Consider the following 20,579-nt stretch of genomic DNA (forward strand, 5'->3'; position numbering starts at 1 on the left):
ACGTGAAAACACAAAAAATATCAGAAGCCGTTGTCCGTCGTTTACCGATCTATTTGCGTTATCTCAATGAATTGCATATGAACAATGTATCCACTGTGTCTTCTCAGGATTTAGGTCAGAAGCTGGATCTAAATCCGGCTCAAATCCGTAAGGATCTTGCTTATTTCGGTGAGTTTGGTAAAAAAGGAATCGGTTATGATATCAATTATCTCATTGAGAAGATTAGGCAGATCCTGAAATTGGATCGACATATCCAAGTTGCACTCGTAGGAGCGGGCAACTTGGGGAGAGCCCTTTGCAATTATAATACCTACTTACGGAATGATATGAAAATTGTCGCTGTATTCGATGCCATGCCTTCTAAAACAGGTGAAGTTATTAATAACTTGGTCGTACGGCCTATGGATCAAATGAAATCGGTCTTGTCTGACCTTGGTGTGAGAATTGGTATTATTACCGTGCCAGCAAATGAGGCGCAAAATGTGGCCAATGAATTCGTTGCCTGTGGGATTGAAGCGATTCTGAATTTTGCACCTTGCATTATAAAAGTGCCGCCAGATGTTCGCGTACATTATGCAGACTTCACGACGGAACTTCAGAGCCTGGCGTACTACTTAGATTAAATGAAAAAAGGCACGGCCCGCGCAACTTCAGCGGGTCGTGCCTTTTGTTTGATTACATGATTAAACGGAAAATCGCAAAGTACAAAGAGTAGGCTAGCACCATGGAGATTGGAATCGTGATAATCCATGTGATAAGCATGCGACCTACAGTGCCCCATTGAACTTCATGGAACCGCATGACACTCCCTGTTCCGATGATCGCGGAGGAAATAACATGTGTCGTTGACAACGGTTTTCCGATGAACGTGGAGATTTGAATAACAATGGAAGACGTTAAGTCGGCCGCGAAACCGTTAATGGGTTCAATTTTGACAATTTTACCAGACACGGTTTTGATGATACGCCATCCACCAATCGATGTACCAAGACCCATCGCGAGAGCTGCAGCAATTTTTACCCAGAGCGGTACGTTCAAATCATCTTGAACGCCAGCCGCAACGAGACCAAATACGATAATCCCCATCGCCTTTTGTGCATCATTTCCACCATGTGAGTAGGAAAGCAAGCCGGCCGACAGGATTTGTAACGTACGAAATCCACGATTTAGCTTAGATCGGGACGTGTTGCCTGTCCAAATTACGATATATTTGATCAACACCATGATGAGATAGCCCAATATGAAGGCAATAATCGGTGACAGAATCAGAATAATAATAATTTGAGTGAACCCACTCCAATTCACGCCATTAAAGCCAGCGCCCGCTATAACTGCTCCAGCTAAGGAACCAAGCAGTGTATGGGAGGAAGAAGACGGAATTGACAGATACCAGGTGAGCAGGTTCCAAATGATGGCGGCAAGTAAAGCGGCAATTACAACTTCAACACCATTTTCGATTTTGGCTGGATTCGCAATACTACCCCCAACTGTTTTGGCTACTTCGGAAGATACCATGGCGCCTACAAAATTAAGTGAAGCTGCCATGAAAATAGCTACCCGCGGGCTTAGTGCTCGCGTAGATATCGAAGTTGCGATCGCATTAGCTGTATCGTGAAAACCGTTGATGAAATCGAATAGCAGTGCTAATGCAACGATAATGATCAAATAAGTTAACATGAATTCCTCCTAGCGTTTTCCAATTGGAAAACTTTCCTCGTACACTAAGACATTTCGTCTTAAGAATAACGAAGTACTACACTATCTAGAATGTTAGCGACATCCTCACAAGCATCAGTTGTTTCTTCAAGGCGCTCATAAATTTCTTTGAGTTTAAAATCTTCGTACACATCTTTGCGTGTGATGAAAATTTGGCGAATGCCTTCGCGCATCAAACGATCTCCATCATTTTCGAGCTTATTTATAGCCACGGTATGTTCCGGAATTTGCATATATTTTTTCTTAGCCAGTAGCTTGAAGGCATCTAACATATGCTGACAAGAGTCAACGATTACGCCTGAGAAATCTTTCATATAAGAATCCGTATGAGAAACATTTAAATAGTCGAAACGAGCAATTGTTGCTTCAATGCCGTCTGTAACATCGTCTACTTTAGAAGCAAGAACCATAATATCTTCCCGATCAATTGGGGTGATAAATACTTTGTTCAGACCTCTGAAGATGTCGTGGGTAATCGAGTCACCTGCATGTTCCAGATCATGAATCGCTTTGACATATTCAATTGGGGGTTTTTCACCCATCATCGCTGTGCGAAACAGTTGAGCTGTTTCTAGAGCGTTCTCTGCAGCACGAATGAGAAGTTGCAAGAAATCGACTTCATTCTTTCTGGTGAATAATGTTGTCATAGAATCCTCCTAAATTTTACTATATGTACAAGTTTTTAAACGAATTTGTTAATCGAAAAAGACCAAATTGTAGAAAAAACTCACAAGGTTTAAAGTATCATACTCAATAGTGCTAAAGCAACGAAAATTCCGTGACAATTTACAATTTCTCAACATCTTTGAAATCGTGCTCAGCTTCCTTGATTTTACAAGCCTGAAGATGTAAAGTTTATGGAGCAGTAGCTGTTTATAGAATGAGCATAGAGAGGGTTTTTTACTATGAAAAAAACATTAATTTCAAATGGTATTTTTATTACTAATAAGGAAGACAAAACATCCATCAAGGGCTGCATGGTCATCGAAGGCAGTCAAATTACATACTTGGGAGCAGAAATCCCAGAACCATTAGAAAATTATGACGAAGTGATAGATGGGACAAATAAATTGTATATGCCTGGACTTGTCAATACACATGGACATGCTGCTATGTCACTGCTCCGCGGGTATGGGGATGACTTAGCCCTACAAGTATGGTTAGAGGAAAAAATGTGGCCAATGGAAGGGAAATTCACTTCGCAGGACGTGAAATGGGGAACACGATTGTCGATCCTGGAAATGATCAAGGGCGGCACGACAACATTTGTCGACATGTATGACCATATGAATGAAGTAGCGCTTGCTGTAGAAGATTCCGGTATGCGCGGCGTATTAACTCGCGGTGTTATCGGTCTTTGCCCACCTGATGTTCAAACAGCTAAGCTCAAAGAAGCAACGGAGTTTGCGACAAATTGGCACGGCAAAGCAAATGGCAGAATTACAACGATGATGTCACCACATGCACCATATACATGTCCTCCTGATTATATCGAGCGCATTGTACAAGTTGCCCATGATCTTAATTTGCCTATCCATACACACATGTCAGAGACAAGACGTGAAGTTGATGGCAATGTAGAGCAGTATGGGGCACGTCCAGTTGCTCATTTGGAAAAGCTAGGTGTGTTTACACGGCCAACTTTGGTAGCGCATGGCGTTCATTTAAATGATGAAGAAATCGCGATTCTTAGTAAATATGATGTACGTGTGTCCCACAATCCAGGAAGCAATTTGAAACTTGCGAGTGGCGTAGCCCGTGTTCCTGACTTGCTGCGTGCTGGAGTCAAGGTTTCGTTAGGTACGGATGGTGCAGCTTCCAACAACAATTTGGATATGTTTGAAGAAATGCGTTTAGCTGCGCTTATTCACAAAGGTGTATCCGGAGACCCTTTGGCAGTACCTGCGAAAGAAGCTTTACTGTTGGGAACGCGTATGGGAGCAGAATCCATCTGGTTAGATAATGTTGGACTGCTTGAACCGGGCATGAAAGCAGATTTCATCGCATTAGATATTGATCAACCTCATTTCTTACCGAAGACAGACTTCGTTTCTCACATTGTGTACTCGGCTTGTGCGAAAGACGTTGTAGATGTGTGTGTAGATGGGAATTGGATCGTACGTAAAGGTGAGTGCTTAACGCTTGATGAAGAGAAAATTAAACGTGAATTTGAACTTAGCTTCGATAAACTCATTGGTTAAATGAATGCGGAGTAAGGGCATGTGGGGAGGTGCGCGGCGTTCATGAATGCGAAGCGGACGATTACACTTGGCATTTTTATCGTACTAACGCTAGGTGTTGTGCTTGGCCGATTCTACCTCAATATACAGAATGAACACTGGGATGAGAAACGTGTTGCTGTAGAGAAAGCTTACGAGGGAAGTATGATGACAAAAGCCTCCAAAGTTGATTTTTTCTATGGTGATGCCGCCTATCAAATTGTATACGGTGAAAATAAGCTAGGACAGCGATTAATTGCTTGGGTGTCAGATCAAGAAGTTCATACGGAGATAACGGACGAAGCTTTCACAGAGGAGCAAGCCCGCGCAGCTGTCATGACGAAAGCACCGAGTAGTGAAATTGAACGTGTTATGCCAGGAAGATTAGGAAATGATTATGTATGGGAAGTGTTTTATAAGACGAAGGATGATAGAGGTACACGTTATTTCTATGATTATTATGCCTTCAAAGATGGAACGTTTTTGGATACCTATCGACTCAGCCTTCAATAAGAAGGTTGAGTTTTTTTGTAGTTTCCACTGTTTGCATAAGGTATTTCGTATATATAAAGTGATATACTCATCGTATAGCTTTTTGGGGACAAAATAATTCATTACAGAAAGGTGGACGCCAATCCATGAAGATGAAGCTGCGCGTTTTACCTGTGATTTGTAGCGTGATTATTTCAGCAGGTGTACTTTTCGGTGGCTGGTTCGCTTATACAAGCTTTGCAGTGGAGAATCCTCTAGCCAACATTATTAATCATGCGCCAGGAGTGACGGATTCCACGATGAAGCTGACTTCTAATCAAGTGGATATTGAGTTGACACTCAAGCCTGATGCAAATTTACGCCAAGTTGTAGAATTAATTAAAAAAGATGGCGCCTCGAGCATTGCGAAGCGTTCTGTGAATATAACGATTAACAATCAGTCTTCGGAGAAGCTGGATCAATGGTGGTCCAAAGCTTTATTTGAAGTAGCGCAAGCGATGGAAACCAAACATTATGCGGATATTCCAGCAACTTTACAGAAATATGCTGATGGTGTGCCTACGATGAAAGTAGATAGTGAGATGGACGAACACAACGTATATATCCGTTTAACAGATGGTGATGCGACAAAATTTATCATGCTGCCAAGAGTCTCCCAGATCGGAGTGTGGCCGAATGAGTAAAATATATAAAGAGATAAGTATTGGTTTTATACCCGTTCTACTTGTATTTTTAGCTTTTCAAGGTGTGAATGTGCTACCCATTATTTTCGTTAGTGCGCTTGGTGTTTCTTTATTCTATATGATGAAAACTCGCGGTGGTATCGGTGCTGCTGCAGGCGGCGGAGATCGTAAAAGTAAGAATAGGACTCCGTCTTTTTTGACATTTGATGAGATTGGTGGACAAGATCGAGCGAAAAAAGAATTGATGGAAGCTCTCGATTTTTTAATTAAGCATGAGGAAATTAAGAAGTTAGGCATTCGTCCGCTGAAAGGTCTACTTCTGACTGGGCCTCCAGGTACAGGGAAAACTTTAATGGCGAAGGCTGCAGCGCATTATACGAATTCCGTCTATATGGCTGCTTCAGGCAGTGAATTTGTGGAGATGTATGTGGGTGTTGGTGCAAGCCGGGTGAGAGATTTATTTAATGATGCCAGAGCGCGAGCGCTAAAAGAGGGCAAGGATAATGCCATAATTTTTATTGATGAAATTGATGTAATTGGCGGTAAGCGTGATGGGGGTCAACAGCGTGAGTATGACCAAACCTTGAATCAATTGTTGACCGAGATGGATGGCATTCACACAAATGATGCGCCGCGCATCTTAATTATTGCTGCTACCAACAGAAAGGAAATGCTCGATAGCGCTTTGCTGCGTCCAGGGCGTTTCGACCGTCATATTGAGGTAGATCTCCCAGATAAAAAGGGCCGCTTAGCAATTCTTCATATCCATGCCAAAAATAAGCCCTTGGCAGAAGGTGTTACGTTGGATACAACGGCGGAACAAACGTTTGGTTTCTCAGGTGCACAGCTAGAAGGCGTGTTGAATGAAGCGGCTATTTATGCCATGCGAGAAGACAAGCCAGCGATTGAGCAGACACATTTGGCTTCAGCGATCGATAAAGTGATGATGGGTGAACGGACAGATAAAGAAACGGCGAATGAAGAGAAAGAACGTGTGGCGTATCATGAATTAGGCCATGCTATTATTGCAGAGCTAGTTAGACCAGGTTCAGTTTCACAGGTTACTGTAAGCCCACGGGGAAAAGCATTAGGCTACGTTCGTCATAATCCTCCGCAGGATCATTATTTGTATACGAAGGATTATATCGAAGATCAAATTATGATTGCCCTTGGTGGAGCTGCCGCTGAAGAAATGATTTACGGTGGTCGCAGCACGGGTTCACGAAATGATTTTGAACAATCGCTTTCCATGGTTCGTAATATGATGGACGCTGGACTAACCAGCTTAGGCATCATTGATCGTGATATGGTGACGAAGGAACAACTTATGAAAGAAAATGCGGCCATTCTGGATGCATTAATGCGAAGAACGAAGAACATGTTAGAGGAGCAACGCGGTATTTTCGAGCATGCTTTTGCTATTTTGATGAGTGAAGAAGTACTTTCCGGGGAAACTTTTCGCGCCTTATTTGACGCCTCGGTATCTCAAAGTGCATAATATGACCGTTGGCCAATTAGGCCAGCGGTTCTTGTCTTTGCCTAGGGCCGTACTTATACATATACTAAGTGTGTGAACCATAAGCGATAAGCAAGTTGCAAGGAAGAAGGAGAAACGAGCTATGATGTTTAAAACAATTGGTGTAATTGGCGGAGGAACGATGGGACAAGGCATTGCTGAAATGCTGGCAGCCCGTGGCCTTGACGTTATGCTTGCGGAGAAATCAACTGAAAAACTAGACCGAGCAATCGAGTTGATTACGGTTAGTTTAGATAAGCAAATTGAGCGGTGGGCATTGACCGAAGCAGAGAAAAAATCGATTTTATCCAAAATAAAAAGAGCCGAATCGATTCAGGATATGGCAAGTTGTGAGCTTGTTATTGAAACGATTTCCGAAGATTTGAATGCTAAGAAACATATCTTTTTTCAGCTGAATCAAATATGTTCGCCGCACATTATTTTGGCAACGAATACTTCCACTTTAAGTGTAACGGAAATCGCTGCCATAACGACGCATCCAGAGCGGGTTATTGGTCTGCACTTCTTGCATCCGGTAGCCAAAGTAAATCTGGTTGAAATCGTTCGGGCTATGAAAACATCAGACGAAACATATGAACACACTCGCCGTTTTGTTGACGATTTACTGTCGAAAAAGAGTATAAAGGTCAATGAATCGCCGGGGTATATTACGACCCGCTTGATCTGCACGCTCATCAACGAGGCGCTGCACACCTTATCCGAAGGTGTCGCTTCGGCGGAAGATATTGATCAGGCTATGCGCATAGGCTATGAGTTTAAGCACGGCCCCTTAGAAATGTGTGACCGATTCGGACTCGACGCTGTTCTGGCTGCGCTAGAAGGGATGTTCCGAGAATACGGCGATATCAAATATCGACCATCCTATTTGTTGAAGCAAATGGTGCGTGCTGGGCATCTGGGGACCAAGACAGGGGAAGGTTTCTTCCGTTACGACAAGGATGGTGACCGACTATGAACATTCTGGTGATTAATGCTGGCAGTTCATCCGTGAAATATCAACTTTATGATATGGAAAATGCGAAGGTGCTCGCAAAAGGCAGAGTTGAGCGCATTGGTATGGATACCGCGATCCTGATGCACGAGCCAGCGAATAAGGCAGAATTTCACAAAGTAGATGAAATTCTAGAGCACACCACCGCCATCCGCCGCGTGCTGGATGTGCTGGTTCACCCCGAGCATGGCGTGTTGACCTCCATCTCGCAGATCGATGCCGTTGGCCACCGTGTCGTCCACGGCGGCGAATCGTTCAAGAACTCTGTCCTCGTCACGGACGAGGTGAAGAAAGAGATTCGGCGTCTTTTCGATTTGGCGCCGCTGCATAACCCGGCGCATATGCTGGGCATCACGGCGGTGGAAGTGAACATGCCTGGCGTGCCGCAGGCCGTCGTCTTCGACACCGCCTTCCATCAGTCCATGCCGGCGAAAGCCTATCTGTATCCGGTGCCGATGGCACTCTACCGGAAGCACAAGGTGCGCCGTTACGGTTTCCATGGCACGTCGCACAAGTACGTCAGCGAGCGTGCCGCAGCCTTTCTAGGACGCCCGCTGGAGCAGTTGAAGCTCATTACCTGTCACATAGGTAATGGCGCTTCCTGCGCCGCTGTATGGGGCGGCCAGTCGGTTGACACGAGCATGGGGATGACCCCGCTCGAGGGTCTGATGATGGGCACGCGCAGCGGCGATCTGGATCCGGCCATCGTGCCCTTCGTGATGGGCAAGGAGGATTTGACGATCGGCGAGGTCAGCTCCATGCTCAATAAGCATAGCGGACTGCAGGCGATCTCGGGGATCTCCAGCGATATGCGGGAGATCGTGGAAGCGATGGAAGCGGGCGATAAGAACGCTACCATGGCTTTTGAGATGTATGCGTATCGACTGCGCAAATACATCGGGGCTTATGCCGCAGCGATGAATGGCGTCGATGCGATTGTCTTCACTGCCGGCGTAGGCGAGAATTCTGCGCCGCTGCGCAAAGCGGTCTGCGAGGGACTGAGCTTCCTTGGCGTTAATTTTGACGAGGAAGCGAATGGGCAAGGAAGAGGCATTGAGAAGCGAATTACGAAGCTTGATTCACGTGTTGAGGTCCTAGTAATCCCAACCAATGAGGAATGGGTAATCGCTCAGGATACATATCGTCTGGTGAAATCGCAGACCCCGTGATTCTTTCGTGGGAATCGTCAAATAGTGTACAATAGAGTAGATCTTCAGTGATCTTCAGTTCTAAGGAGGCAGGATATTTAAATGAAAAGTACAATAGGTGAAGTTAAACATCACGTCGGCGAGTCAGTCACCATCGGCTGTTGGCTAAACAAGAAGCGTTCCAGCGGTAAAATTCAATTTTTGCAGCTTCGCGACGGTTCGGGATATATACAAGGTGTTGTTGTGAAAAGTGAAGTGAGTGAAGAGGCATGGGAAGCGGCTTCTAAGTTAACCCAAGAGAGCTCCTTATACATAACGGGCAAAGTGAAAGAAGACACCCGCAGTAAAGGTGGTTTCGAGCTAGATGTAACTGGTGTTGAGATCATTCAAGTAACCGAGGAGTATCCGATTACACCGAAGGAGCATGGCGTAGATTTCCTAATGGACAATCGTCATCTGTGGATTCGGAGCCCGCGTCAACGTGCCGTACTTGTGATCCGTGCCGAAATTATCAAAGCGGTTCAAGGGTTCTTCAATGACCGCGGCTTTCATTTGGTGGATCCGCCGATTTTGACGCCATCCTCTTGCGAAGGCACGACCAACTTGTTCCACACGAAATATTTTGATGAAGATGCTTTCCTTACACAAAGCGGACAGCTCTACATGGAAGCAGCTGCGATGGCGTTAGGACGCGTATACTCTTTTGGTCCAACATTCCGAGCAGAGAAATCGAAGACGCGTCGACATCTGATTGAGTTTTGGATGATTGAGCCCGAAATGGCGTTCGTGGATCACACCGAAAACCTTGAAGTGCAAGAGCAATTCGTTTCCCATATCGTGCAGACTGTGCTACAAAACTGTCAGGCAGAGCTTGAGACATTGGAGCGGGATACATCGAAGCTAGAGAAGATCAAAGGCAGTTTCCCACGTATTACGTACGATGAGGCTGTTGACTATTTGCAAAAGAATGGGCATGAATTCGCATGGGGCGAAGATTTTGGAGCTCCGCATGAGACCGCGATTGCCGCGCAATATGAAACGCCGGTATTTATCACACATTGGCCTACGGAAATTAAGGCTTTCTACATGAAGCCAGATCCTAGTCGTCCAGAAGTCGTGCTATGTGCCGATATGATCGCACCAGAGGGCTATGGAGAAATCATCGGGGGCAGTCAACGGATTGATGACCCTGAATTGATGGAGCAGCGCTTCAAGGAGCATGAGCTATCGCAAGAAGCGTACCAATGGTACTTGGATTTGCGCAAATATGGAACTGTGCCGCATTCCGGCTTCGGCTTGGGATTAGAGCGCACAGTTGCTTGGATTTGTGGCTTGGATCATGTGCGTGAAACGATTCCGTTCCCACGTTTGTTATACCGTCTATACCCTTAAGTAGTGGCAATGTCCATGGGGAGAAAGGGGAAAGACGTATGAGTACTCAAACGAATACACAGATGAAGGTCGAAGCGATCCTAATGAATAGCTTTATGGAGGGGAGCGTCGCGGTACCGAGTCTATTGCTCAAGCATTATCGCGCTTTGCTTTTGAGTGAAGTGGATGTCATGACACTCATTCATTTCATTTCTTTTGTTGAAAAGGATAGGAACAACTTCCCGACTTTAGATGAAATTCAGGAGCGGATGTCAGCTTCACCTGATGTCGTTATTGCGAGTGTGCAGAAGCTGATTCGAGAGCAATTTATTGCCATCGATGAGGAAACGCATGAGACGACAGGTTTTCGAAGCGAGCAGTACAATCTAACACCATTGTATAAAAAACTAGCCAAACATGTGGCTGAACTGCAGCTCCAAGAGTTAGCGACACAGGCGCCTGCTCTTTCGGATGATCGTGTGAAGAACATTTATACGACGATCGAGAATGAATTCGCAAGACCGTTAACGCCAATGGAGCTGGAAACGATCTCCAATTGGTTAGATAAAGATCATTACAAAGAAGAGCTAATTATGACGGCTTTGAAAGAAGCGGTATTTGCGGGGAAAGTTCATTTCCGCTATATTGATCGGATTTTACTGGATTGGAGTCGCAATCGCGTTTCGACGGTGGATCAAGCCAAGGAATATTCGCAGCGCTTCAGGCAAACTAGATAAAAGGTGAGGGGGGTGCCACTTAGGTGGTGCTCCCTTTGTCATTTCATTGTCTCTCTTATGCATCAGCACATGTTGTGGGAGCGCGTGGTATTTGGGGAATTGATGCAATAGTGCAGGCTTTTGAGCTGAAAATCGGAGTTTTGTAGAAATTGATGCAAATATGCAGGAAAAATTTGAGATTTTACTAAGTGATAGCTCTTTAGCTCGAAATACATGTATTTTCGCATCAATTTCTTATATTAGCATGATAAGAGCGGGAAAAGATGCATATTTGCAGGAATTGTGGATTACAAAAAACACCCAGCCACCAGTACTTATCGTACTTGGCAGCCAGGTGTTTATTCGTGTTCACACTTGTTTATCGTTCAACTACTTGTTCATTACATGCAAACGATACACATATTCGAATAAGAACTCGAACGCCTCTAGGTGACGTTTCGCTTCAAAAGCATTCGCGCCCCAAGCGTAAATACCGTGCTTACGCAGCACGATACCGGGAATGCGAGGTACGATCGCACCTTCGACAAGTTCAGCAATGCGTGGAATGTCCGCGTAGTTGGGCAGGATTGGTATCTCAATTTGCGCTTCTTCTTCCCAAATATTGAACGCTTTGATAAGCTCAACACCATCCACTGGGATGCTGCCACGCTCACCATAAAGCTCGGAAGCTAAGTTGTTGAAAATCGTGTGCACATGGAAAATCGCGCCAGCGCCCGTTAAGCGATAAATTTCGCTATGGATCAACGTTTCTGCAGATGGCTTCAAGCTTGTTGCTTCGGACGGCAAGCCCTTTTCATTAACGAGGAGGAAATCCTCCGGGGTTTGAACGGATTTATCTCTACCGCTGGATGTAATCGCGAAAGTGAAAGCGTCAGGCTCGAAACCGCCAACACGCACAGATAAGTTGCCGCTCGTACCTGGAAACCATCCACGCGCCGCGAGATCTGCTTTAATGTCACGTAATTCAGCGAAGGCACGCTGTTTTTCTTCTAGTAAAATACTCATTTGACCGGTTCAGCCTCCAATTGCTTAATGATATCGAAGAACGTTTCGAAGGGGTGGTAAGCATAACCGAGTTGCTCACAACGTTCAATGAGATAGGATCTGGCAAAAATCGTATCCACAAGCTTAGCACCCTCAAAATCAGTGATGCTGTCTCCGATAATAATACGCTCGTATTTCTCAGCATCGTAGGAGCGAATGATGCTTGTTTTGCACATCCCACAATCGGTTTGGCAGTGAGCATCGCACGGATTCGGCCATAGAATCTCGATCGTTTCTCCTTCGAAAGAGCTAGCATTGCTATAAATATGATTATCCGGAATCGCAAATGGACGAAGCAGCGGGTAAATAAAGAAATCGATGCCTCCGCTCGTGACCAGAAGCGTGATCCCTTGCTCCTTACAGTACGTGACGAATTCTTCAAAACCATCGCGGATGATAGCATTGTTAATCGCAAAGTCCACAATCTCCGCTTTACGCGAGGTAGGAAGCAGATGGAACATCGCCCCAACGCCTTCGCGAATGGAGATTTGCTGCGTCACGATTTGTTCGACAATTCCTTCCCAGCCTTCAGGATTGAAATGCTTCATAATCGCGACGATGTTATCGCTAACGGTTATCGTACCGTCAAAGTCACAAAAGATAATGCGTTCCTTGCTCATTCTCTAATCCCCCATGTGTCGATAGCTGATTGTAGCTCTGGATGTGTTTGGGCGTAGTCGCGTAAAGATGTGCCTTGCAGTGTTGCGTCGATAGCTTGACGGAAAGCTCGTCCACCTGCGATCGTTCCCATCGGATGACCGTGGATCCCGCCACCTGCATTCACAATGACATCCCCTCCAAAATCCCGCAGGATAAGCGGAACTAAGCCAGGATGAATACCTGCGGACGGTACCGGGAAGCTAGTCGCTAATTTCAATTCTACTTCATTCGACACTTGATACGTGTAATCTTTATGTAAATCCTTCGTTAAGAGTACATGTTTAATCGCCAAATTTTCTTCCCGCGGCATGACAACAGAGCCGTAAGGCGAAGGGAAGAGCACCAAATCAGCACCAGCCAAGCGCATCAATTTACCTAGAAGCACAGAAGCTGAGATGCCGTAATGTGGTGACGGATAGGTCGCGCCTGCCATCGCAGGATGGGCCATAATTGGAATGTTAATGTCCGGATCCGCACTTAACTCATGCAGCACATCAAAGCCGTAAGCTAATACATTGAAAAGCAAAGCATTGGCGCCAGCGGCAATAGCTTTCTTGGCTTGGGCAGCAAGTTTGGAAGTAGGTCCTGTCAAATTAACGGCATATAGAAGCTTCTGACCGGTTTCTCGTGTAGCTTGCTCAGCTGCTTCTAGACAGATGGCGATACGTTTTTCCATCGGTGTTAACGGATTTTCAAATAGGATCTCGTCGTCCTTAATCAGATCAACGCCCCCGGCGGCTTGCAAGTAAAACTGTTCGCGAAGAGCCGGTAATTCGTACCCTACAACGGATTTGAAAATACTCATAAGCAGCGGACGGTCATGCACGCCAAGCAGATATCGAACACCTTGCATCCCAAATTTCGGACCTGGGAATCCCGCGAGGAAATCGGATGAGAATGCAAGATCGATCAGCTTGATTTTGCCATCCATAGACAGCTTTCCGAATACAGTCACTAATAGCGCGGGAATATCTCGGCTAAAGTTCACATCAGGGTAAGCGATCGTGATATCCGCATATCGTCCCGAAAGGGGCTCGCCAGCCCCTGGCTCGTAAACTTCAACGGAGACGACCTTGCCTAAATGCTTCTCCATGGAAGCCTTCTGTGCCTCAGGCAATTCCGTCCAGCTGCCAACGGTAAGGCCAATGGCGATACCTGTAGCTTTTTTATGAAAATCGGCTTTCTCATCGAAACTCCGATAGGTTGCTAAACAATAGGAACTCATGACGAATTTTCACCTGCTTTAAATTAGAATTCAAACGAACTTGTTACATGTAAATGTCGCTTAGAGCGATTTGCCTACAGGACTGGTAGTAGCAATCTGCTCGCCCATTTCCTTCGCACGTGCAGCGGAAGCAAACACAGCTTGCGTTACAGCTTCGTTAAATTGGAAACGGTCCAAGGCTTCAATTGATTTTTGCGTAGCGCCATTAGGAGACGTCACTTTGCGGCGTAACTCCGCAGGATCTTCTTTCGTATGCTGCACCATATGGGCAGCGCCAAGAAACGTTTGAAGTGTCAATTGCCGCGCATCTTCTTCGGATAGACCGCCATCAATTCCAGCTTTAATCATGGCTTCCATGAAGTAATAGACATAGGCAGGGCCGCTTCCGGAAACGCCTGTCAGAATTTCTAACTTATCTTCGTCCACAATCGTGACGGTTCCAACAGCTTCAAACATTTGGATAGCGAACTGCTTGAATGTATCATTAACCTTAGCGGAGAAGCTCATTCCTGTTGCGCCTAATCCGATGGTTGAAGAGGTGTTAGGCATTGTACGAACGATTGGCATGTTGGTTTGTAAAAGCTTCTCGATCTTCTCGATGGATAGTCCAGCAATGACCGAAATCAACAGCTGTCCCTCATTCAAAAGGGGAGCAAGCTCAGCAAAAGCGGTCTCGACATCCTTTGGCTTCATGCAAAGGACAACGACGTCTGCCTCACGAATGAAGACATTTTTTGTTTCTGGATCTGAAGTAGCCTCTAGCCCGTACTCCGAGCGAAGATAAGCTAATCTGTCTTGGTTGGAACGATTCATCATATAAACATGTTTCGGATTGGCTACTTCCGTCTGAATAAGGCCGCGGGCAATGGCTTCTGCCATAGAACCTGCGCCTACAAAGGCAATTTTCGCTTGAGATAACATCGTGGACATCGGGCATTCCTCCTTAGGATATACGGTTTATTCACGTATTTGTCCGCTTCCGTAGATGCGGTATTTGGTTGAAGTTAGCGCAGGCAGTCCCATGGGACCACGTGCATGAAGCTTCTGTGTGGAGATGCCGATCTCGGCTCCGAATCCAAACTCAAAGCCATCTGTAAAGCGCGTCGAAGCATTATGATAGACAGCAGCAGCATCTACTTCTTGCAGGAATTTCTCTGCATTGGCAGCATCTTCCGTTACGATACACTCCGAGTGCATCGTGCCATACGTACGAATGTGGGACAGCGCCTCGTCCAGATCCCTTACAATTTTGATCGACAAAATATAATCGCCGTATTCTGTTCCCCAATCAGCTTGTTCAGCAACCAGCATGCTTGGCACTAGGTTTCTTGCTTGCTCGTCACCACGCAGCTCCACATTGACGCCTTGAAACGCTTCGGCAATCGCTGCTAAGTGTTGCTCAGCAATCGCTTCATGGACAAGCAAAGTTTCCATACTATTGCAAACAGAAGGACGCTGCGCTTTGGCATTAATGCCGATCCGTACAGCCATATCGAGCTGAGCACTTTGATCTATAAAAGTATGACATACCCCTGCACCTGTTTCAATGACTGGGACGGATGCGTTATTGACAACATTTTGAATAAGTGAGTGCCCGCCACGCGGAATCAGCACATCAATGAGTCCATTGAGTTTCAGCATTTCATCCACAGAGCTGCGATCGGCGCTTAGAATTAATTGCAAAGCGTCAGCAGGCAGGGCAGAACGTTCCAATGCTGCATGCAGCACCTCTACAATTTTCTCATTCGAAAAGAGGGCAGAAGATCCACCACGCAGCACGACCGCGTTGCCCGTTTTGAGACATAACCCTGCGGCATCCACTGTAACATTCGGTCTAGCTTCATAAATAATGCCGATGACGCCTAGGGGCACTCGGATTTTGCGAATCCGCAGGCCATTCGGGCGGTCAAAAGACTCCAGCGTATCGCCAATCGGATCCGGCAACTCGGCGATTTGTCGAAGACCTTCCGCCATCGCTGCGATGCGCGTTTCGTTCAACGCTAGACGGTCAAGGAGGGAAGCGCTCGTTCCCAACTCTTTGCCACGCAGCAAGTCCTTCGCATTGGCTTCAATAATTGCTTGCTGTTCTGTTACTAAGGCATCGGCCATAAGAAGCAGAGCTTCATTCTTCTGTTCGGTCGTTAAATTGCCCATCGCTTGGGCAGCATGTTTGGCAAGCTTGGATTTCGAAATAACTTCACTCATGGGAGAACCTCCTAGTTCAATAAGGATTGGCAGTGCGGTAACAATTGTTCGACAGTAAGCTCATAAGATGCACCACTACGGCGCTCTTTACATTCAACAACGTGTTCGCCGGCTTTTTTACCGACCGTTATGCGTAGTGGGAAGCCGAGTAAATCGGCATCATTGAATTTTACGCCTGGGCGTTCTTCACGATCATCCCAAAGGACAGAGAAACCTGCGCGAGTTAGGGTCTGGTAGAGCTCTTCAGATAATTTCAATTGAGCTTCATCTTTCAACTGAACGGTTAAAAGATGGATGGCGTAAGGTGCGATTGCGTTTGGCCATATAATGCCTCGCTCATCTTGATGCTGCTCAATGACTGCAGCCAATACGCGTGATACGCCAATTCCGTAGCAGCCCATAATCATGGGCTCGGACAGTCCATTCTCATCCGTGAAGGAAGCGCCGAGAGATTCACTATATTTCGTGCCAAGCTTAAATACGTGACCAACTTCAATCCCTTTAGCAAAAGAAAGTTCATGTCCGCAATGGATACAGTTTTCGCCTTGACCGACGTTGCGAACGTCAACATAGTTTAACTCACCTAGATCGCGTTCGACATCCACGTGTTGAAGATGATAATCAACTTCATTGGCACCGACAACCGCATTCTGTAAACCTTGAATTGAGGTGTCTGCAAGTAATCTGACGGTGGATAAACCAATCGGACCGATAAAACCTGCAATTGAACCAAGCCCTGCAATTTCGGCCTCGGAGAGCATAACGATGTCTTCAACGCCAAGAACCTGTTTCAGCTTAATTTCATTGATATCGAGGTCACCTCTGACAAGCACAATGACAGGTGTACTGTTTGCTTGGATGGCGACCGATTTAATGATGTGCTGTGGTTCAATGTGGAGGAATTGGCTTAATTGCTTGATCGAAGTTACACCTGGTGTATGCACTTTAACGGGTTGTGTAGTTGCCAAGTCCGTATGGGAATTCCTTGTATTAGTAATGCTTCCAGTGGCTTTCTCCAAATTCGCTGCGTACTGACAGGATGGACAATGGACAATCGTATCCTCACCGACATCCGCCAATGCCATGAATTCATGTGTATCCGTACCGCCAATTGCGCCAGAATCAGCTTCTACCGCTCGAAACTGTAGACCGCAGCGTGTAAAAATGTTGACGTAGGCGTCAAACATCGCTTGATAACTCGCATCGAGACCACTTGTTGAGCGGTCGAAGGAGTAGGCATCCTTCATTAGGAACTCACGACCACGCAGCAGGCCGAAACGAGGTCTGCGCTCATCCCGATATTTCGTTTGAATTTGATAAAGCGTCACGGGTAATTTCTTGTACGAATGGATCTCATCTTTAACGAGTGTCGTGATGACTTCCTCATGGGTTGCGCCTAGCGCGAACTCGCGACCATTCCGGTCTTCCAACCGCATTAATTCAGGACCGTAAACGTCCCAACGACCGGATGCTTTCCATAATTCGGCAGGATGGAGAGCAGGCATGAGCATCTCTTGTGCGCCTGCACGATCCATTTCTTCACGTACAATCGTTTGAATATGTTGAAGGGCTTTAAGGCCCAAGGGTAAGTAGGAATAAATGCCACTGGATAACTGGCGAATGAGTCCTGCTCGAAGCATAAGTTGGTGACTGGCTGCCTCGGCATCTCCCGGTACATCTCGTAAAGTTGGATTAAGTAATCGTTGTTGTCTCATGTGTAGGGAGAACCTCGCTCTCTATAATCGAATTAAGTAATTACAAGCTTAGGTCAAAGGTACCCATTCATCGCGATGAATGACTTCGATGCGAGATACTTCGACGCGCTTCTGAACCTCGTCAGTCGAAAGGCCTGCCGCGGCTTGCACTTGCCAAGCCGCATAATTGACGACGCCGCGGCCGAGCAGCGCGCCTTCACTGCAGATCACCTCGACGACGTCGCCGGGGTGAAAGTCGCCAACCGCTGACGTGATGCCAGCGGGGAGCAAGCTCTTCCCACCGTTGATCAGGGCTGACTTCGCCCCCTGATCAACGATGATTTGCCCTTGGGGCAGCGAGTGGAAGCCGACCCACTGTTTCTTGACCGGCAGATTGTTCAGCGCCGTGTCAAAGTACGTTCCCTTGCCCGTGCCTTGCACGGCAAGGTTCAGATCATCGGGCTCCAGCACGCGCCCGATGAAGACAGGCACGCCCCCGCGCATCGCGATGCGGGCGGCTTCGACCTTGGAGCGCATGCCGCCGGTGCCGACCGCGCTCCCAGAGCCTCCAGCGAAGCTGAACAGCTCATCGCTGATGGCGTCTACGCGCTCGATGCGCTGCGCGTTCGCGTTCTTGCGAGGATCGTCCGTGTACAGGCCGTCCATATCGGTAATGATGATCAATTTGTTCGCCTTGACCAAATTGCCTACCAATGCCGACAACGTATCATTGTCGCCAAATTTCAGTTCATCCACCGAGACGGTGTCATTCTCGTTAATAATCGGGACGACGCCGCGCTGCAGGAGCTCGTCGATCGTCATCATCGCGTTCTGGACGCGCTTGCGGTTGGAGAAGTCGTACCGAGTCAGCAAGATTTGCGCCACGCTCACGCCGTGGGATGCAAATGCTTCATGGTACGCCTGCATTAACAGTGCTTGGCCGACAGCTGCGGCAGCCTGCTTCTCGTGCAATACCTTGGGGCGTGTGCGATAGCCAAGGGACGTGAAGCCTGCGGCAACGGCGCCTGAGGTCACGAGCAGCACTTGGCTGCCGCTGCTTTGCAAGTGCGCGAGCTCAGACGCAAAGAAACGTATTTTATCCGGATTCAGGCCGCCCGTATCTGACGTTAATGAGGAGCTGCCAATTTTGACGACGATTCGCTGAGTCATATTCATCCCATCCTTCGTTTTCGTAGCTATGTAAATACAAAAAAGACTCCCGTCCTTAAAACATAAGGACGAAAGTCTGTTGCTTCCGCGGTACCACCTTAGATTAGCGCATACTGATGTCCAGCTGCACTCAACTCTATTCCCTGTATAACAGTAGGGCACTGTTCAACTCATCGTTGACGGTTCAGGGGCAGGTTCAGATTCGGTTCACGGCAAGCTCTCTCAGTCGGTGGAGCTTACTCTCTGGTTACGTGCTGTACGATTCTTACTATTCCCATCATCACGTTGCTGTTTGTAATTATAATTCTAACTAGAATAGCATGGTACGCAAGTCTTTGTAAAGAAGCAAAAGCCTAGATTACTGCTCATATCTTACATTGGGCATGCCCAAATGGATTACGCAAAAAGATTCAATTTCCCAATTCGCTGTACGGCTTCTTCTAAGCGTTCTTCAGAGGATAGAAGCCCGAGTCGGACATAGCCTTCACCGTGTGTACCGAAGCCCACACCTGGTGCCACGACAACCTTCGCTTCCTCTAAGAGGAGATCAGCTAGACTCTGGGAGGAATGACCTTTCGGCACTGGCAACCACGAGAAGAAGGAGCCTTGGGAAGGACGGGCATTCCAGCCAATGCTGGCAAGCGCAGTGTAGAGGGCATTTCGACGGCTCTCGTACACATCACGTAACTCAGTTACACAGTCTTGTGAAGCTGTTAATGCGGTAGCTGCCGCGACTTGAATACCTCCGAATAACGAGCAATAGTAGTGATCTTGCATCAAGTTAATCAGGCGGATAACTTCTTTGTTACCGAGGGCAAAACCGACACGCCAACCAGCCATATTGTAGGTTTTGGATAACGTGTAGAACTCAATGCCTACTTCTTTGGCACCAGGGGTTTGTAAGAATGAAATCGGCTTTTGACCATCAAATCCAATGGCTCCATAGGCGAAATCACTTGCTACTACGACACCATTTTTCTCTGCAAAGGCAACCGTTTCTTCATAAAAGGAAGCGGGAGCGGTAGCACCCGTCGGGTTGTTTGGATAATTAATGAACATGAGCTTGGCGCGATCCAAGTCAGATTGTTTCAACTGCGTGTAATCAGGTAGAAAATTATTTTCTTCCCGCAGCGGCATGAAGGCCATTTCAGCACCAGCCAGAGCGACCCCAGACCAATAATCAGGGTAGCCTGGATCAGGGACTAAGCAGACATCGCCGGGATTTAATAAGCACTGCGCGATTTCAATGAGTCCAGTTTTACCGCCAAATAGGATGGCAACTTCCGTATCTGGATCCAGATCAACGTTATGATCTTCCTTATAGCGCTGCGCGATCGCTTGCTTCAAGAAAGGGAAGCCACTGAATGGTGGATATTTGTGATACAAAGGATTAGCCGATGCTTCTTGTATGGATGTCACAATATGCGGAGGCGTAGGGCGATCAGGATTCCCTTGGCCCAGATTAATGACGTCATGCCCGGCGGCAATTTGTGCATTCGCTTTACCTACGAGCGTTGCAAAGAATTGGGTAGGGAGCCCCTTCATTCTTTCAGCAGGTTGTATGGCAAAGCGAGAAGTTGTTGAAGATACGTTGGTCACGGTTTAATTCACACTCCGGAGGTCGGGATTTTAGATTATACCCTAAATGTAACATGATTAAACTTTTTTTCATAGTCGATGAAGATAA

Annotated in this window: 19 protein-coding genes; 9 read left to right on the top strand and 10 right to left on the bottom strand. The window is 46.7% G+C overall.

Going from position 1 to position 20,579, the window contains the following annotated elements; all coding sequences use genetic code 11:
- Positions 1-2 precede the first annotated feature (2 nt).
- Positions 3-623, top strand: a complete 621-nt coding sequence (locus J2736_RS03445; protein WP_310223552.1) for a redox-sensing transcriptional repressor Rex — start codon at positions 3-5, stop codon at positions 621-623.
- A gap of 52 nt (positions 624-675) precedes the next feature.
- Here the strand turns inward: J2736_RS03445 and J2736_RS03450 are convergent, their stop codons facing one another.
- Together J2736_RS03450 and J2736_RS03455 are read right to left on the bottom strand one after the other, a co-directional pair.
- Positions 676-1,677, bottom strand: a complete 1,002-nt coding sequence (locus tag J2736_RS03450) for an inorganic phosphate transporter (protein WP_310223554.1) — start codon at positions 1,675-1,677, stop codon at positions 676-678.
- 59 nt (positions 1,678-1,736) lie between these two features.
- Positions 1,737-2,363, bottom strand: coding sequence for a DUF47 domain-containing protein (locus J2736_RS03455; RefSeq protein WP_310223556.1), 627 nt, complete (start codon positions 2,361-2,363; stop codon positions 1,737-1,739).
- 258 nt (positions 2,364-2,621) lie between these two features.
- Between J2736_RS03455 and J2736_RS03460 the strand changes: the two genes are divergently transcribed.
- From J2736_RS03460 to J2736_RS03495, 8 genes are all read left to right on the top strand, one after another.
- Positions 2,622-3,917, top strand: coding sequence for an amidohydrolase (locus J2736_RS03460; protein WP_310223558.1), 1,296 nt, complete (start codon positions 2,622-2,624; stop codon positions 3,915-3,917).
- 42 nt (positions 3,918-3,959) lie between these two features.
- Positions 3,960-4,448 carry a cell wall elongation regulator TseB-like domain-containing protein gene (locus tag J2736_RS03465; protein WP_310223559.1) on the top strand — a complete coding sequence of 163 codons (489 nt, stop codon included), beginning with the start codon at positions 3,960-3,962 and terminating at the stop codon, positions 4,446-4,448.
- Between the two features lie 125 nt (positions 4,449-4,573).
- On the top strand, positions 4,574-5,110 hold the full coding sequence (locus J2736_RS03470; protein ID WP_310223561.1) for a hypothetical protein: 537 nt from the start codon (positions 4,574-4,576) through the stop codon (positions 5,108-5,110).
- A complete protein-coding gene (locus tag J2736_RS03475; RefSeq protein ID WP_310223562.1) occupies positions 5,103-6,608 on the top strand; it encodes an AAA family ATPase in 1,506 nt (501 codons plus the stop codon). The genes J2736_RS03470 and J2736_RS03475 overlap by 8 nt, the downstream gene beginning before the upstream one ends.
- Before the next feature lie 121 nt (positions 6,609-6,729).
- Complete coding sequence (locus J2736_RS03480) at positions 6,730-7,602, top strand: 3-hydroxyacyl-CoA dehydrogenase family protein (RefSeq protein ID WP_310223564.1); 873 nt, start codon at positions 6,730-6,732, stop codon at positions 7,600-7,602.
- Complete coding sequence (locus tag J2736_RS03485) at positions 7,599-8,807, top strand: acetate kinase (protein ID WP_310223566.1); 1,209 nt, start codon at positions 7,599-7,601, stop codon at positions 8,805-8,807. Before J2736_RS03480 ends, J2736_RS03485 begins: the two co-directional genes overlap by 4 nt.
- Before the next feature lie 81 nt (positions 8,808-8,888).
- Positions 8,889-10,178: an asparagine--tRNA ligase gene (asnS, locus tag J2736_RS03490; RefSeq protein ID WP_310223568.1), complete on the top strand. Its 1,290-nt coding sequence runs from the start codon at positions 8,889-8,891 to the stop codon at positions 10,176-10,178.
- A gap of 38 nt (positions 10,179-10,216) precedes the next feature.
- Positions 10,217-10,894, top strand: coding sequence for a DnaD domain-containing protein (locus tag J2736_RS03495; RefSeq protein ID WP_310223571.1), 678 nt, complete (start codon positions 10,217-10,219; stop codon positions 10,892-10,894).
- A 369-nt stretch (positions 10,895-11,263) separates the two neighbouring features.
- On the opposite strand, the gene mtnB is transcribed toward J2736_RS03495, so the two are convergent.
- The 8 genes from mtnB to J2736_RS03535 all read right to left on the bottom strand — a co-directional run bounded on the left by mtnB (position 11,264) and on the right by J2736_RS03535 (position 20,491).
- Positions 11,264-11,899 (bottom strand): methylthioribulose 1-phosphate dehydratase, encoded by a 636-nt coding sequence (mtnB, locus tag J2736_RS03500; RefSeq protein ID WP_310223573.1) that lies wholly within the window; start codon positions 11,897-11,899, stop codon positions 11,264-11,266.
- On the bottom strand, positions 11,896-12,558 hold the full coding sequence (locus tag J2736_RS03505; RefSeq protein WP_310223575.1) for a 2-hydroxy-3-keto-5-methylthiopentenyl-1-phosphate phosphatase: 663 nt from the start codon (positions 12,556-12,558) through the stop codon (positions 11,896-11,898). The genes mtnB and J2736_RS03505 overlap by 4 nt, the downstream gene beginning before the upstream one ends.
- The gene (locus J2736_RS03510) at positions 12,555-13,823 is read right to left on the bottom strand and encodes a 2,3-diketo-5-methylthiopentyl-1-phosphate enolase (protein ID WP_310223577.1); all 1,269 of its coding nucleotides are present in this window, start codon (positions 13,821-13,823) and stop codon (positions 12,555-12,557) included. The genes J2736_RS03505 and J2736_RS03510 overlap by 4 nt, the downstream gene beginning before the upstream one ends.
- A 60-nt stretch (positions 13,824-13,883) precedes the next feature.
- Positions 13,884-14,753 (bottom strand): pyrroline-5-carboxylate reductase, encoded by an 870-nt coding sequence (proC, locus tag J2736_RS03515; protein ID WP_310223579.1) that lies wholly within the window; start codon positions 14,751-14,753, stop codon positions 13,884-13,886.
- 27 nt (positions 14,754-14,780) lie between these two features.
- Positions 14,781-16,028, bottom strand: coding sequence for a glutamate-5-semialdehyde dehydrogenase (locus J2736_RS03520; protein WP_310223580.1), 1,248 nt, complete (start codon positions 16,026-16,028; stop codon positions 14,781-14,783).
- An 11-nt stretch (positions 16,029-16,039) separates the two neighbouring features.
- Positions 16,040-17,743, bottom strand: coding sequence for a proline--tRNA ligase (locus J2736_RS03525; RefSeq protein WP_310223582.1), 1,704 nt, complete (start codon positions 17,741-17,743; stop codon positions 16,040-16,042).
- 48 nt (positions 17,744-17,791) lie between these two features.
- Positions 17,792-18,892, bottom strand: coding sequence for a glutamate 5-kinase (gene proB, locus J2736_RS03530; protein ID WP_310223584.1), 1,101 nt, complete (start codon positions 18,890-18,892; stop codon positions 17,792-17,794).
- Between the two features lie 396 nt (positions 18,893-19,288).
- A complete protein-coding gene (locus J2736_RS03535; protein WP_310223585.1) occupies positions 19,289-20,491 on the bottom strand; it encodes a pyridoxal phosphate-dependent aminotransferase in 1,203 nt (400 codons plus the stop codon).
- Positions 20,492-20,579: the final 88 nt, after the last annotated feature.

It is taken from the genome of Paenibacillus qinlingensis (assembly GCF_031455095.1).
In the GTDB taxonomy this organism is placed as follows: domain Bacteria; phylum Bacillota; class Bacilli; order Paenibacillales; family NBRC-103111; genus Paenibacillus_E; species Paenibacillus_E qinlingensis_A.

Excerpts from the sequence above, each read along its gene's own strand:
- J2736_RS03455 (WP_310223556.1), bottom strand. The coding sequence starts at position 2,363 with ATGACAACATTATTCACCAGAAAGAATGAAGTCGATTTCTTGCAACTT.
- J2736_RS03505 (WP_310223575.1), bottom strand. The coding sequence starts at position 12,558 with ATGAGCAAGGAACGCATTATCTTTTGTGACTTTGACGGTACGATAACC.
- J2736_RS03485 (WP_310223566.1), top strand. The coding sequence starts at position 7,599 with ATGAACATTCTGGTGATTAATGCTGGCAGTTCATCCGTGAAATATCAA.
- J2736_RS03520 (WP_310223580.1), bottom strand. The coding sequence starts at position 16,028 with ATGAGTGAAGTTATTTCGAAATCCAAGCTTGCCAAACATGCTGCCCAA.
- J2736_RS03525 (WP_310223582.1), bottom strand. The coding sequence starts at position 17,743 with ATGAGACAACAACGATTACTTAATCCAACTTTACGAGATGTACCGGGA.
- proC (WP_310223579.1), bottom strand. The coding sequence starts at position 14,753 with ATGTCCACGATGTTATCTCAAGCGAAAATTGCCTTTGTAGGCGCAGGT.
- J2736_RS03475 (WP_310223562.1), top strand. The coding sequence starts at position 5,103 with ATGAGTAAAATATATAAAGAGATAAGTATTGGTTTTATACCCGTTCTA.
- J2736_RS03470 (WP_310223561.1), top strand. The coding sequence starts at position 4,574 with ATGAAGATGAAGCTGCGCGTTTTACCTGTGATTTGTAGCGTGATTATT.
- J2736_RS03495 (WP_310223571.1), top strand. The coding sequence starts at position 10,217 with ATGAGTACTCAAACGAATACACAGATGAAGGTCGAAGCGATCCTAATG.
- J2736_RS03450 (WP_310223554.1), bottom strand. The coding sequence starts at position 1,677 with ATGTTAACTTATTTGATCATTATCGTTGCATTAGCACTGCTATTCGAT.
- J2736_RS03480 (WP_310223564.1), top strand. The coding sequence starts at position 6,730 with ATGATGTTTAAAACAATTGGTGTAATTGGCGGAGGAACGATGGGACAA.
- asnS (WP_310223568.1), top strand. The coding sequence starts at position 8,889 with ATGAAAAGTACAATAGGTGAAGTTAAACATCACGTCGGCGAGTCAGTC.
- proB (WP_310223584.1), bottom strand. The coding sequence starts at position 18,892 with ATGACTCAGCGAATCGTCGTCAAAATTGGCAGCTCCTCATTAACGTCA.
- J2736_RS03465 (WP_310223559.1), top strand. The coding sequence starts at position 3,960 with ATGAATGCGAAGCGGACGATTACACTTGGCATTTTTATCGTACTAACG.
- mtnB (WP_310223573.1), bottom strand. The coding sequence starts at position 11,899 with ATGAGTATTTTACTAGAAGAAAAACAGCGTGCCTTCGCTGAATTACGT.
- J2736_RS03460 (WP_310223558.1), top strand. The coding sequence starts at position 2,622 with ATGAAAAAAACATTAATTTCAAATGGTATTTTTATTACTAATAAGGAA.
- J2736_RS03510 (WP_310223577.1), bottom strand. The coding sequence starts at position 13,823 with ATGAGTTCCTATTGTTTAGCAACCTATCGGAGTTTCGATGAGAAAGCC.